Annotated in this window: 13 protein-coding genes; 3 read left to right on the top strand and 10 right to left on the bottom strand. The window is 68.0% G+C overall.

Features of this window, described 5'->3' with window-relative positions:
* Positions 1-27 precede the first annotated feature (27 nt).
* From U5N23_RS06940 to U5N23_RS06920, 5 genes are all read right to left on the bottom strand, one after another.
* Positions 28-579, bottom strand: a complete 552-nt coding sequence (locus tag U5N23_RS06940) for a YcxB family protein (protein WP_322592072.1) — start codon at positions 577-579, stop codon at positions 28-30.
* 117 nt (positions 580-696) lie between these two features.
* Positions 697-1,350 carry a 3-isopropylmalate dehydratase small subunit gene (leuD, locus tag U5N23_RS06935; RefSeq protein WP_322592071.1) on the bottom strand — a complete coding sequence of 218 codons (654 nt, stop codon included), beginning with the start codon at positions 1,348-1,350 and terminating at the stop codon, positions 697-699.
* Positions 1,347-2,765: a 3-isopropylmalate dehydratase large subunit gene (gene leuC / locus U5N23_RS06930; protein WP_322592070.1), complete on the bottom strand. Its 1,419-nt coding sequence runs from the start codon at positions 2,763-2,765 to the stop codon at positions 1,347-1,349. Before leuC ends, leuD begins: the two co-directional genes overlap by 4 nt.
* Before the next feature lie 24 nt (positions 2,766-2,789).
* Positions 2,790-3,695, bottom strand: a complete 906-nt coding sequence (locus U5N23_RS06925) for an alpha/beta hydrolase (RefSeq protein WP_322592069.1) — start codon at positions 3,693-3,695, stop codon at positions 2,790-2,792.
* A 26-nt stretch (positions 3,696-3,721) separates the two neighbouring features.
* Positions 3,722-4,690, bottom strand: coding sequence for a tripartite tricarboxylate transporter substrate binding protein (locus tag U5N23_RS06920; RefSeq protein ID WP_322592347.1), 969 nt, complete (start codon positions 4,688-4,690; stop codon positions 3,722-3,724).
* Positions 4,691-4,843: 153 nt separating this feature from the next.
* Between U5N23_RS06920 and U5N23_RS06915 the strand changes: the two genes are divergently transcribed.
* The 3 genes from U5N23_RS06915 to U5N23_RS06905 all read left to right on the top strand — a co-directional run bounded on the left by U5N23_RS06915 (position 4,844) and on the right by U5N23_RS06905 (position 8,141).
* Positions 4,844-5,743, top strand: coding sequence for a LysR family transcriptional regulator (locus U5N23_RS06915; RefSeq protein WP_322592068.1), 900 nt, complete (start codon positions 4,844-4,846; stop codon positions 5,741-5,743).
* Between the two features lie 23 nt (positions 5,744-5,766).
* The gene (locus tag U5N23_RS06910) at positions 5,767-6,207 is read left to right on the top strand and encodes a GNAT family N-acetyltransferase (protein ID WP_322592067.1); all 441 of its coding nucleotides are present in this window, start codon (positions 5,767-5,769) and stop codon (positions 6,205-6,207) included.
* 212 nt (positions 6,208-6,419) lie between these two features.
* Entirely contained in the window at positions 6,420-8,141 is a 1,722-nt protein-coding gene (locus U5N23_RS06905; RefSeq protein WP_322592066.1) for a hypothetical protein, read from the top strand.
* A gap of 24 nt (positions 8,142-8,165) precedes the next feature.
* Here the strand turns inward: U5N23_RS06905 and U5N23_RS06900 are convergent, their stop codons facing one another.
* From U5N23_RS06900 to U5N23_RS06880, 5 genes are all read right to left on the bottom strand, one after another.
* Complete coding sequence (locus tag U5N23_RS06900; RefSeq protein WP_322592065.1) at positions 8,166-8,672, bottom strand: GNAT family N-acetyltransferase; 507 nt, start codon at positions 8,670-8,672, stop codon at positions 8,166-8,168.
* A 109-nt stretch (positions 8,673-8,781) separates the two neighbouring features.
* A complete protein-coding gene (locus U5N23_RS06895) occupies positions 8,782-9,897 on the bottom strand; it encodes an aromatic ring-hydroxylating dioxygenase subunit alpha (RefSeq protein ID WP_322592064.1) in 1,116 nt (371 codons plus the stop codon).
* Positions 9,898-9,936: 39 nt separating this feature from the next.
* A complete protein-coding gene (locus tag U5N23_RS06890; protein ID WP_322592063.1) occupies positions 9,937-10,896 on the bottom strand; it encodes a PDR/VanB family oxidoreductase in 960 nt (319 codons plus the stop codon).
* A 29-nt stretch (positions 10,897-10,925) separates the two neighbouring features.
* On the bottom strand, positions 10,926-11,483 hold the full coding sequence (locus U5N23_RS06885) for a MarR family winged helix-turn-helix transcriptional regulator (RefSeq protein ID WP_322592062.1): 558 nt from the start codon (positions 11,481-11,483) through the stop codon (positions 10,926-10,928).
* 29 nt (positions 11,484-11,512) lie between these two features.
* Positions 11,513-12,229 carry an ABC transporter ATP-binding protein gene (locus U5N23_RS06880; RefSeq protein ID WP_322592061.1) on the bottom strand — a complete coding sequence of 239 codons (717 nt, stop codon included), beginning with the start codon at positions 12,227-12,229 and terminating at the stop codon, positions 11,513-11,515.
* Positions 12,230-12,233: the final 4 nt, after the last annotated feature.

The following is a 12,233-nucleotide window of genomic DNA, read 5'->3' as shown; positions in this document are numbered from 1 at the left end:
CGGGCTGGCCCAGGGGGTGACGGGTCGTCAGTCTCGCTGCAGCGGCACGCGCTGCTCGATGAGCGCATAGGTTTCGGGCGTGAGGATGGATTTGGGCACGGTCAGGCACACGGCGTTGTCCACGAACAGGAACACGAGCGTGTCGCTCTCCTGCCGGCGTTTGAAGCCGGCCCACTGCCAAAGGCTGTGGGCCGCATTCGATCGCTGCTCGATGCAGTCGGCCCTTATGTCGAGGGACTGGGGCGCAAGGCAATAGCCGTCGTCCTCGAACATGGCATTCTGGAGCGAACGGGTGCCACTGCTGGCCAGCGCCCAGAAGGCCAATGCACCGATCACGATGCCCACAGCCCCCACCGCCAGGTGGCTGCCCATGTCGGGCAGCGCCTCCAGCCAGCGGAAAAGGAACACCAGCGGCACCACGGAGGCACCCCACAGCACCAGGGGCAACCACCACCGTCCCGACCCGTCTGTGGACTTGTCACTGCTGCCAGCACCGCGCCGCAGTTGGGCCTTGGCATTGGCCAGGATGCGTTTTTGCAGATCGACATAGTCGCTGCGCGTGAGGGAAAAGGATTGCATGGGTGCGGCTCGGGGCAATGTGTCACCCCACTATAGAGCTCAACCCATCCCCTGCCCTGCTACGGCGGCCGCAACCGGCACAATCTCACGGTTGCCGGCAGAGTGTGCCTTGTGCGCTCACGCCCCCAGCCGCTCCCGTGTCAGCCGCGCCACATCCTTCACCCAGGGTTGCGCCGCCCAGTGCTGCGCGGCAAAGGCGCTGATCTGGTCCTGGTAGGTCAGCGACGCACCGATCACGTCCAGCCCGTCGAGGAACATGCGCCGATGCCGCTCGGAAATGGTGAACGGTGCGCTGTGCCCTGCCGTGCGCACTTGGCGCTGCTCCACATCGATATCCATGCCCAGCGGGCCGGCTGCAGCCCGCGCCTCCTGCATGAAAGCCTGGGCATCAGGCTCGCTCACCATGGCCAGCAGCAGGCGGTTGTTCATGGCGTTGGAGTAGAAGATCTCGCCAAAGCTCGATGCCACCACGGCCTTGAAGCCGTACTGCTGCATGCCCCACACGGCATGCTCGCGGCTGGAGCCGCAGCCGTAGTTGCTGCCGGCCAGCAGCACGTCGGTGCCGGCAAACGCCGGCTGGTTGAGCACGAAGTCGGGCCGCAGCTGGCCCGTGCCGTCAAAGCGCAGGTCGTACAGCAGGCCGGGCGCCAGGCCCGCCTTGTCGATGCCACGCAGGAACTGCTTGGGCATGATCTGGTCGGTGTCGAGGTTGGCGATGTCGAGCAGGGCCGCCTGGCCACACACGGTGGTGTTGTTGTTGTCGGCGGTCATGCAGTCACCTCCAGAGTCCTGACGTCCGTGATGCAGCCAGTGATCGCGGCGGCAGCGGCCATGGCCGGGCTCATCAGGTGGGTGATGGCGCCCCGGCCCTGCCGCCCCTCGAAATTGCGGTTGGTGGTGGACGCGCAGCGCTGGCCGGGGGCCAGCACGTCGTCGTTCATGGCCAGGCACATGGAGCAGCCGGGCTGGCGCCATTCGAAGCCGGCGGCCATCAGGCGCGCGGCAATGCCCTCGGCCTCGGCCTGGGCCTTCACGGCGCCCGAGCCGGGCACGACCATGGCGCGCACGCCGCTGGCCACATGGCGGCTACCGACGATGCGGTCGACCTCGCGCAGATCCTCGATGCGCGCGTTGGTGCACGAGCCGATGAACACATGCTGCACCGGCACGCCCGCCAGCGGCTGGCCACTGGTGAGCGCGGTGTAGCGCAGGGCCTGCTCGGCGCTGCTGCGCTGCACGGCGTCGGCGATGTCCTCGGGCCGGGGCACGGTGGCGTTGATGGCCATGGCCTGGTCAGGGCTGGTGCCCCAGGTGACGAAGGGGGCCACGGCGCTGGCGTCGAACACATGCTCCACGTCGAACGCAGCACCGTCGTCGCTGCGCAGCATGGCCCAGTGGGCCAGGGCCTGCGCCCGCATGTCACCGGCGATGTCGGGGGCCTTGGCCAGCACGTAGTCGATAGCGGTGGTGTCGGGCGCGATCAGCGCGCCGCGCGCGCCCGCCTCCACCGCCATGTTGCACAGCGTGAAGCGCGCCTCCACCGACAGCGCACTGATGGCGCTGCCGCAGAACTCCACCACGTAGCCGCGCGCGCCCTGCGCACCGATGCGGCTGACGACCATGAGGATCAGGTCCTTGGCCGTGGTGCCCGTGGGCAGCGTGCCGTCCACGCGAATGCGCATGTCCTTGGCCAGGCGGTAGACCAGGGTCTGGGTGGCCAGCACATGCTCGACCTCCGATGTGCCGATGCCGAAGCCCAAAGCGCCCAAGGCACCGTAGGTGGTGGTGTGGCTGTCGCCGCAGATGATGACCATGCCCGGGCGCACCATGCCGTGCTCGGGCGCGATCACGTGCTCGATGCCCTGCAGCGGGTCGTTGGTGTCGAACAGCGGGATGCCGTGGCGGTCGCAGTTGGCCTTGAGGTTGCTGGCCTGCAGCGCCGAGGGCGGGTCCTGGATGGTGCGCCAGCGCACCGGGTGCGTGGGGATGATGTGGCTCACCACCGCCACGTTCTGCCCCGGCACGGGCACGCCGCGCCCGGCCTCGTGCAGGCCGGCAAAGGCCTGGGGACTGGTGTATTCGTTCATCAGGTGCAGGTCGCAAAAGAGCAGCACGTTCTGTTCGTCCAGAACGGCCACGGTGTGCGATGCGACCAGCTTCCGGTAGAGCGTCGTGGGGGTGGTCATGGTCATCGGGGGGAGATATCGTTTTTACTGGCCGGCCAGCAGGAAGGGCAGCGCCGCTTCGAGCAGCGCATCGGGCGCTTCCTCAGCGATGTAGTGCCCGCAGGGCAGCGCATGGCCGCGCACGTCGGCCGCCACGCGCTGCCATTCGGCCAGGGGCTTGAAACACTGGTGCACCACGCCCTGCTCGCCCCACAGGGCCAGCAGCGGCATGGCGAGTTGGCGGCCGGCATCGCGGTCGGCCCGGTCGTGCACCAGGTCGATGCCGGCGGCGGCGCGGTAGTCCTCGCAGATGCCGTGGGCGGTGCCGGGCAGGGCCAGGCAGCGCACGTACTCGGCCAGGGCGCGTGGGTCGAACGGGGCCAGGCCCGCGCTGCGCCGGCCCATCACGTCGCGCACATAGGCGGCCGGGTCGGCCTCGATCAGGCGCTCGGGCAGCGGTGCGGGCTGGATCAAGAAGAACCAGTGCCAGTAGGCGCGCGCGAAGGCGTCGTTGGCCTGCTCGTACATGGCCAGCGTGGGGGCGATGTCCAGCAGCACCATGCGCTGCACGGCCGCCGGGTGGTCCGCTGCCAGGCGGTGCGCCACGCGCGCACCCCGGTCATGGGCCAGCACGGTAAAGCGCGGGTGGCCCAGGTGCTGCATCACCGCCAGCATGTCGGCGGCCATGGTGCGCTTGCTGTAAAGGGCATGCTCCGTATCACCGGCAGGTTTGGCAGAGTCGCCATAGCCCCGCAAATCCGCCAGCACCAGCGTGAAGTGCTGCGCCAGCACCGGCGCCACCTTGTGCCAGATGGCCGAGGTCTGCGGGTGCCCGTGCAACAGCAGCAGGGCCGGGCCCGTGCCGCCTACCAGCGCGTGGATGTGCTGCCCGTCGGGCGTGGGCACGCGGTGGGGGGTGAAGCCGGGGAAAAGCGGGGTCGTCGTGGTCATGGGTGTCGTTGGAACTGCGGCGGGGTCTATTCGGCGGTGATGCCCCGCTCCTTGATCAATGTGGCCCACTGCGGCATTTCCTTTTCAAGCCGGGCGCGGGCCTGCTCGGGGGTCGAGGGCGTGGGGTCGAAGCCGTCCTTGGCCATGCGCTCCTTGAGCGCCGGGGTGTTGAGCGCCTGGTTCAGCGTGGTGTTGAGCCGGTCGATGACGGGCTTGGGCGTGCCGGCCGGCGCGAACACGATGAACCAGGTTTCGAAAGCGTAGCCGGGCAGGCCCGCCTCGGCAATGGTGGGCACGTCGGGCATCAGCGCCGAGCGCTTGGGTCCGGTGACGCCCAGGGCCCTGAGCTTGCCCGCCTGCACATGCGGCTGCGCAGCCGACAGCACGGGAAAGCTCAGCGCCACCTGGCCGGACATGGTGTCGATCATGGCCGGGCCACCGCCCCGGTAGGGGATGTGCACGATGGGCGTGCCCGCCACAGCCTTGAAGAGTTCGGCCGACATGTGGAAGGTGCTGCCTGCCCCCGCCGAGCCGTAGGAGTACTGCCCCGGCCTGGCCTTGAGCAACGCCACCAGTTCCTTGATGTTCTTGGCCGGCAGCGCATTGTTGACCACCAGCACATGCTGCGAGCTGGCCACGAGGCCGATGGGCGCCAGGTCCTTCAGGGTGTCGTAGGGCATCTTCGCGGTGAGGCTGGGGTTGATGGCCAGCGACACGGTCTGCAGGCCGATGGTGTAGCCATCCGGTGCGGCCTTGGCCACCATGTCCACACCGATGTTGCCGCCGGCACCGCCCTTGTTCTCGATGAACAGCGAGCCGCCCAGGGCCTTGCCCCACTCGTCCGTGACCAGGCGCGCGGCGATGTCGGCACTGCCGCCCGGGGCATAGGGGACCACGAGCTTGATGGCCTTGTTGGGGTAGCCAGCCGCCTGGGCCAGGGCGGCCGGTGGCGCAAACACGGCCAGCGTGGCTGCGGCGACTGCAGCGGCAGCCATTCGGCGGGATGGGAGCGGGATAGTGGAATCAGTCATGGTTTGTCTCCTGCAGGTGGTTATTTGTTGTGGGTTGGATCTTATGAGTGATGTGCAAAGCCATAAATACCGTCAAAATTACTTCATTCATAAATTCAAAGCACGAATCAAGCACCCATGGATGGCTTTTCGGACCTGCGCTTCTTTGCCCTGCTCATGAAGGAAGGCAGCCTGGCCGCTGCCGCGCAGCAGATGGGCATCACCCCGCCTGCGGTCAGCCGGCGCCTGGCCCAGCTGGAGCACCGGCTGGGCGTGCGCCTGCTGCACCGCACCACCCGGCGCATCCACCTCACGCCAGAGGGCGAGACCTACCTGCTGGACGGCGCCCGCATCCTCGGCGACCTGGAGGCGCTGGAGCGCACGGTGGCCGGCGCGCGCAGCTCGCCGCGCGGCCTGCTCAAGCTGGCCGCCACGCTGGGCTTTGGCCGAGTGCACATTGCGCCGGCCCTGTCGGCCTTTGCGCGTGCCTACCCCGAGGTGGAGGTGCAACTGCACCTGACCGACCGCCCTGTGAACCTGGTGGAGCAAGGCTTCGACGCCGCCGTGCGCTTTGGCGACCTGCCCGACTCGCGCCTCACGGCCCGCCGCCTCATGGCCAACCAGCGCATGCTGTGCGCGTCGCCCGCCTACCTGGCGCAGGCGGGCGAGCCCACGCAGCCGGCCGACCTGCTGGCGCACCACTGCATCGTGATCCGCGAGAGCGACGAAACCTATGGCACCTGGCACCTGCACCAGGGCGACAGACAAGAGACCGTGAAGGTGCGCGGCATGCTCAGCACCAACGACGGCGCAGCGGCCACCACCTGGGCGCTGGACGGGCATGGCGTGCTCATGCGCTCGCACTGGGACGTGGCGCCCTACCTCGCCTCAGGCCGGCTGCGGCAGGTGCTGCCGGGCTGGGCACTGCCCGCAGCGGACGTGACACTGGTGTACCCGACCAAGAGCGACCTGTCGGCCAAGACGCGGGCGCTGGCGGATTTTCTGGGGGAGTGGTTTGCGGTACGGCGGGTGGGATGAGCCGTCGGTGCAAGAATGCGGGCATGGAGATCCGCCCCATCGCACGCTCCGAGCTCCCGCAGTTGCTGGCGCTCTATGCCCACCTGCATGCCAGCCATGAACCGCTGCCCGATGCCGACGCACTGGAGCAGATCTGGAACGAGTTGCTGGGCAGCAAGCGCTACCGGTACCTGGGTGCCTATGTGGACGGCCAACTGGTGTCCAGTTGCACCATCACCATCGTGCCCAACCTGACGCGCGGTGGCCGCCCCTACGGGCTGATCGAGAACGTGGTGACCCATGCCGATCACCGCCGGCACGGGTACGCCCGAGCCACGCTGCACGATGCCCTGGTCTTTGCATGGGCGCAGGGCTGCTACAAGGTGATGCTGATGACCGGGCGCCAGGACGAGGCCACGCTGCGGTTCTATGAATCCGCAGGCTTCGACCGGCAGGGCAAGCAGGCGTTCATTGCCAGGCCTTGAGCGCCGGCGGGCCCATGCAACGCCGGCAAACGCATCCTCGATGAACCGCTGAAGCCCCCTTCTCCTCCAGCAGTTCGATCGAGAAATGGCCAAAGCGCCTCGGTCTCCTCCGGATGCGCGCGCCGCTGTGTGACAGCAGATCGCCCCGCTTCAGTTATCTCAAGCCCTGCCGATAACAGCCGGAACCGCATCAACAAACCAAGAACCAGAAAATGAGCGCCGTCAGTCTTCTTTCTTCTCCGACAGCAGCCCTGGCCACACAGAGCGCCACCACCAAGACCGCCACCGCACAGAGCCCAGCCCTTGCCCTCCCCTCCAGTGGCGCGGACGCAGCAGCCGTCACAGCGACGGGCTTCACCGCCTCCGCACCCCTGGCCCCGGCGGCTGCGGCCTCGGGCGACACCCGATTTCTCCATGTCACGCAGTACCCATCGTCTCTGCAGACCGTGAACGTGACCTACGAGGCATTGGCGAACCTGCAGACCCGCAACGGGCGGATGCAGGTCTGGGAGCAGGCCCCCACCACGGCCGTGGACCAGATCATCGGCCGCAACGCCAGTGCCACCAGCCAGAGCGCCCGCTTTGCCGGCCTGGGCTCGGCCCTGCTGGAACAGGTGGCCAGCACGGGTGCCAGCTACCGTCAGACCATCGTGAATGTGGCAGCGGCTTACTCGCCCGACAAGATCCAGGGCAAGGCGGCCGATGCGCAATGGGCCATCCGCTCCAGCCCCAGCGCCAGCGCCGCGCTGACGATCAAGACCCAGTCGGGCGCCTCGGTGCGCATTTCCCTTGCCGACCAGCGCCTTCCGGTCAGCACGGGCGCGGGCATGGCGGTGCAGATCGACGTCGAGGGCGACCTCACGCCCCAGGAGCAGCAGGCGCTGCAGTCCCTGGCCAAGGGTTTCGATGAAGCCATGGAAGGCCTGACGCGGGAGCCGCCGCTGGTGAACCTCGACGGCCTGATGAAGTTCGACAGCAAGCTCCTGACGCGGGTGGAGCTCAAGAGCGAGGTCTATGGCCTGAACGACCAGGGCGAGCGAGCCATGGTGCTGGGCACGCGCTTCACGGCCAGCGCCGACAGCCGCGAGATCGAGCTCAAGACCCTGAAGGGCACGGCCACCGTGAAGACCGACCTGCGCCAGAGCGCCATCTGGGGCAGCGCCGAGCAAAAGGCCCGGGCCGTGCAGCAGTACCTCAGCCGTGTGGACAAGGCGGCCGAGCGCGGCAACGGCAACCAGGAGCTGGTGGACCTGTTCAAGTCCTCCTTCGCGGCCCTGCACGGCGGCTACGGGGACAGCGACAAGGCCAGCGGCCTCACGAGGGTGCGGCCAGCGGACATCACCCGCGATGCCGACGCCTTCAGCGAGGAGGACCGCAGCCTGCTCACGGGCATGGCGGACTTCAACGCCTCCATCGTGACCAACCGGCGCGCTGTCAACCCGCGCCGCACCAACGAGATCGACATCTTCGACTACCGGATCGGCCAGTCGACCCAGATCTCGGGCGGCTCTGCCGCCAACCGCGCCATCACGCAGACGCAAACCTCCGACCTGAGCGCCGGCTTCCACCGCTCGCTGCGCTCGCGGAGCGAGCCCGAACTCAGCTCGGACTCGGCCACCCAGAACTACTACTACACCCAGGTCGAAGACCACAGCAGCACCCGCATGGAGCTGGCCTACGAGAAGGACAAGCCCGTGCGCGCCCTGCTCACACAGGCTGCTTCGCAATTCCTGCGCACGATCAAGGTGGAGTTCAACAAGGTGGTGGAAACCATGGAGGAACCTCTGCAGCAGCAATCGCAGCGCAAGGACCTGCTGCCCATGCTGGAGCAATTGCTGCGGCGCGAAGAGGCCGAGGAACTGTCGTCCGAGGAAAAAGAGAGGACGCTGCGGGAGTGGAATGCGATGGTGCTGGGGGGACCGGGCGCGGCATGAGCGCCCGGGGCCTCTGAAAACCTCCTACCCCGCAACCGCCATTTCGTACCGCGCCAGCGCCCAGTTCTCTTTGGAGACCTCGCTGTGCAACACGAAGCCGAAACCCTCGTAAAGCGAGCGCAGCCCCTGCCGATCCGCAACGCAATCCAGGCGCAGCCAGGGTCGCTGCAGGGCTTGCGTGCGCTCGCGCGCACAACGCAGCAAGGCCGTTGAAACGCCCTGTCCCGCCCAGGCGCGGCGGACAGCCAGCTTGTGCAGGTAGACGGAACTTCCCGCGACGATCTCGGGCCAGCAGTGCGGGTCTTCCAGGTCCAGGCGCATGACGCCTGCCACCGTACCGCCCTGCCCTGGCACAGGCCCACTCCGGGCGACCCAGTAGGCGCCGGCAGCGGTATCACGCAGGATGCGCTCCTGGCCATAGTCTGCAGGCGACCACAAGGGCCGGCCATCGCGCTGCAGCCATTGCGCAGCCTCCGCAAGGGTGGAGACCACCTCATCCAGATCTTCGGCGGTGGCTTGTTCGATGTGCATGGGGACAGAAGCGGGAAGGCAGAAAGGACGTCCATGTTAGCCACAGTGGATTCCCCCGCCACGCCTGCACCGCACCACCCAGCCCCGCCGGGGCCAGGCGTGTGGCCCGCTATGCAGCGGGGGCCTGCTGCTGCTCCAGCAGCTTGGCCACGATGCGCCGCGCCCGGTTGCCGCCCACGTCCACGTGGATGTCGGTCCAGGTGGCGCGCTCGCCGAACTGCAGCATGTTGCGGTACTGGGCCTCGATGATCGCGCGGTCTTCGTCGAAGGTGAAGGCGGTCTGCTCGATCACGGCCTCGATGTTGTCGGGCATGTCGGGGTGCTTGGTGCTCGACATGCTCCAGAAGTAGTGGCAGGTGTCGTCGGTCTCGGGCGTGATGCCGTGAAAGCCGCGCATGTGAAAGCCACCGCGCCCGGGGTCTTCGATGGAATCGGTGCCAGGCTCCACGGCGCCGGTCCAGATGCGCAGGTGGCTCACGTCGAACTCGATCTCCTGCCAGCGGTCGCACTGCTCGCCAAAGGGCCAGGCGGCCTTGTAGGTGGGCGGCGGCGTGGAGCCGGGCATGAGGCGCACGACCTTGACACTGTCGCCTTCGGAAGTGACCTTCATCTCGGCGTTCATGTGCAGGCGTGCATTGCCGCCGATGGTCTTGAGGTGCACATAGCCCAGGTGGCTCAGGTCCAGCAGGTTGTCGTGGATGAGCTGCCAGGGCGCCTGGTAGTGGTAGTTGCCGCTGCCGAATTTATAGCGAGGGTCGTCGTGGTAGGGGTAGTCGGGCGGGGTTCTGGTCGGCTCGGCGCCCTCGGTCTTGGGCATCCAGATCCAGACGATCTGGTTCTTCTCGACCACGTGGTAGGCCCGGACCTTGGCTTTGTAGGGAATGCGCTCCTGGCCGGGGATCTCGATGCACTGGCCGCTGGGCGCATACAGCATGCCGTGGTAGCCGCAGCGCACGCCCGCGCCCTCCACGGTGCCGCACGACAGGGGCAGAGAGCGGTGGCAGCAGCGGTCCTCCAGCGCAGCCACCTGCCCGGCCCCGGTGCGGAACAGCACCACCTTCTGGCCCAGGAAGGTGCGCGCCAGGGGCTGGTCCGCGAGCTCGGACGAGAAGCCGGCCACATACCACTGATCGAGCGGGAAACGGCCGGGGTCCGGGGCTGCGGCGCTGGTGGAGGGCTTGGTCTTGATCTCGCTCAAGGGGATGCAGGCGGTGGCGGTGTTCATGGGATGTCTCCTCTTGTCGTCAGGGATGGTGGGTGGCGCTCAGAGATCGAGCACCAGCAGCGGTGTGCACGCCCTGGAGCAGCACGGGGTGAACTGGTCATTGGCCGCACGCTCGGCCTCGGTCAGAAAGGTGTCGCGGTGCTCGGGCACGCCTTCGAGCACCCGGGTCAGGCAGGTGCCGCACACGCCCGATTCGCAGGAGTACGGCACATCGATGCCCTCGGCCACGAGCACCTCGATCACGCTCTTTCCCGCAGGGATCTGGAACGTCTGGCCGGAGCGGTCCAGGCGCACGCCGAAGCTGCCGTCCGATGCGAGCGCAGTGGCGGTGCCGGCAAAGAACTCGCGGTGTAGCTGTGCCTCGGGCCAGCCATGGCGGCGCGCGGTGTCGAGCACATGGTTCATGAAGCCGGCGGGGCCGCACACGTAGAGATGGGTGCCGGCCTCGGGGTGGGCCAGCACTGCGTCCGCATCAAAGCGCTGGGCCTCGGGGCCATCGTCGGCATGCACCTGCACCTGGGCGGCAAACGGGGCCTGCGCCATGTCGGGCACAAAGGCCATGCGGGCGGCGGCCCGCCCGCAGTAGTGCAGGGCAAAGCTTTCCCCCGCGCTGTGCAGCGCCTGCGCCATGGCCCAGAGGGGCGTGATGCCGATGCCCCCGGCCAGCAGCAGGCTGCGGCGTGCACCCGGCGCCAGCCCGAAATGGTTGCGCGGCGCGCTGATGGTAAGCGCCTGGCCCACCTGCACCTGCTCATGCATGCCGACCGAGCCACCGCGCGATGCCGCTTCGCGCAGCACGGCAATGCGGTAGTGGTCAACGGTGGCCGGGTGGTTGCACAGCGAATACTGGCGCACCAGGCCAGGAGCCACGTGCACATCGATGTGGGCGCCGGCCGTGAAGGCCGGCAGGGCCAGCCCCTCGGGGTGCACCAGCTCGAAGCTGCAGATGCCTTCGGCTTCTGCGCGCCGGCTGCGGACGATGACTTGCATTGCGTTCATGGTGGGGGCGGCGTGGTCGCCGGGTTGTCTCAGCCGCCGGCCTTGCGCTGGCCGGCGGGCTTGGGAAAGTGTTTCTTCGCATAGTCCTGCGTGGCGGCATCCACCGCAGGCAGGTTCTCGTGCAGGCGGCGCAGCATGCTCAGCAGCAGGTCCACTTCGCCCTGGTCCAGCACGGACAGGAAGGCGCGCTCGCGCTCCAGCGCCATGCCCATGATCTGGCCGTGCAGCGCGCGGCCTTCGGGTGTGAGCACGGCGATGCGCAGGCGGCCATCGGTCTTGTCCAGCTCGGTGGTGATCAGCCCGCGCTCCTGCATGCCTTTGAAGCAGCGGCTCACCGAGCCCTTGTCCATGCCGATCACCTTGGACACCTGCTGGGCCGAGATGGAACCCTCGATGGCCAGCAGCACCAGGCAGCGCCAGGTCTCGATGCCCACGTCGAAAATTTCCAGGTAGTGCTGCGAGGCCCCGCGCGAGAGCTTGTTGGCGATCCAGGTCAGGTAGGCCGGTACGTAGCGCTCCAGGTCCACCACGCTCTGCGCGTCGGGGAGCTGCACGTCGGAAGGCTTGCTGGCTTTCTTTTTGGTCATAGTCGATTCAATACGGAGTAAGAGGGTTGTCAGTGGACGGCCATGCCCACCCAACGCTCTAGCGTAGCTTCGTCTTGCAGCAGTTCGGCGGCGCCGGCTTCATGCACCACCGTGCCATGGTCCAGCACCACGGCGCGCTGGGCGTAGCGCAGGGCTTCGTCCACCTGCTGCTCCACGATGATGGTGGCGATGCCGGTCTGCTGCGCCATGTGGGCAAAGGCGCGCAGCAACTCCTGGCGGATCAGCGGGGCCAGGCCCTCCAGCGGTTCGTCGAGCAGCAGCAGCGTGGGCCGGCCCAGCAGCGCGCGCGCCACCGACAGCATCTGCTGCTCGCCGCCCGACAGCTGGGTGCCGCCGTTGCGCCGGCGTTCGGCCAGGCGCGGGAACAGGGCGTAGGCCTCGTCGAGCGCGCTGCGCGGGCGGCGCTTGAGGCCGGCCAACAGGTTCTCTTCCACCGTCAGCGAGGGGAAGATGTCGCGCGTCTGCGGCACATAGCCCAGGCCCCGCTCGGCACGCTGGTGCGGCAGCAGTGCGGCAATGTCCTGCCCCATGAAAGTGAGGCTGCCGCTGCGCAAGGGCACCAGGCCCATCACGGCGCGCAGCGCGGTGGTCTTGCCCACGCCGTTGCGGCCGATCATGGCCAGGCGCTCGCCGGCGTGGACGTCGAAGGACAGGCCGTCCAGCACGGTGGTGGGGCCGTAGCCGGCCACCACGTTCTGCAGGCTCAGAACAGGAGATGCGTTCATGGTG

Source organism: Acidovorax sp. (genome assembly GCF_034519795.1).
Lineage (GTDB): Bacteria > Pseudomonadota > Gammaproteobacteria > Burkholderiales > Burkholderiaceae_C > Acidovorax.
The sequence above is the reverse complement of the archived record's forward strand: the minus strand, read 5'-3'. Positions and strand labels throughout refer to the sequence as shown.

Bases quoted from the DNA above. Each gene is read 5' to 3' on its own strand.
- U5N23_RS06940 (WP_322592072.1), bottom strand. From the start codon at position 579: ATGCAATCCTTTTCCCTCACGCGCAGCGACTATGTCGATCTGCAAAAA.
- leuD (WP_322592071.1), bottom strand. From the start codon at position 1,350: ATGACCGCCGACAACAACAACACCACCGTGTGTGGCCAGGCGGCCCTG.
- leuC (WP_322592070.1), bottom strand. From the start codon at position 2,765: ATGACCACCCCCACGACGCTCTACCGGAAGCTGGTCGCATCGCACACC.
- U5N23_RS06925 (WP_322592069.1), bottom strand. From the start codon at position 3,695: ATGACCACGACGACCCCGCTTTTCCCCGGCTTCACCCCCCACCGCGTG.
- U5N23_RS06920 (WP_322592347.1), bottom strand. From the start codon at position 4,690: ATGGCTGCCGCTGCAGTCGCCGCAGCCACGCTGGCCGTGTTTGCGCCA.
- U5N23_RS06915 (WP_322592068.1), top strand. From the start codon at position 4,844: ATGGATGGCTTTTCGGACCTGCGCTTCTTTGCCCTGCTCATGAAGGAA.
- U5N23_RS06910 (WP_322592067.1), top strand. From the start codon at position 5,767: ATGGAGATCCGCCCCATCGCACGCTCCGAGCTCCCGCAGTTGCTGGCG.
- U5N23_RS06905 (WP_322592066.1), top strand. From the start codon at position 6,420: ATGAGCGCCGTCAGTCTTCTTTCTTCTCCGACAGCAGCCCTGGCCACA.
- U5N23_RS06900 (WP_322592065.1), bottom strand. From the start codon at position 8,672: ATGCACATCGAACAAGCCACCGCCGAAGATCTGGATGAGGTGGTCTCC.
- U5N23_RS06895 (WP_322592064.1), bottom strand. From the start codon at position 9,897: ATGAACACCGCCACCGCCTGCATCCCCTTGAGCGAGATCAAGACCAAG.
- U5N23_RS06890 (WP_322592063.1), bottom strand. From the start codon at position 10,896: ATGAACGCAATGCAAGTCATCGTCCGCAGCCGGCGCGCAGAAGCCGAA.
- U5N23_RS06885 (WP_322592062.1), bottom strand. From the start codon at position 11,483: ATGACCAAAAAGAAAGCCAGCAAGCCTTCCGACGTGCAGCTCCCCGAC.
- U5N23_RS06880 (WP_322592061.1), bottom strand. From the start codon at position 12,229: ATGAACGCATCTCCTGTTCTGAGCCTGCAGAACGTGGTGGCCGGCTAC.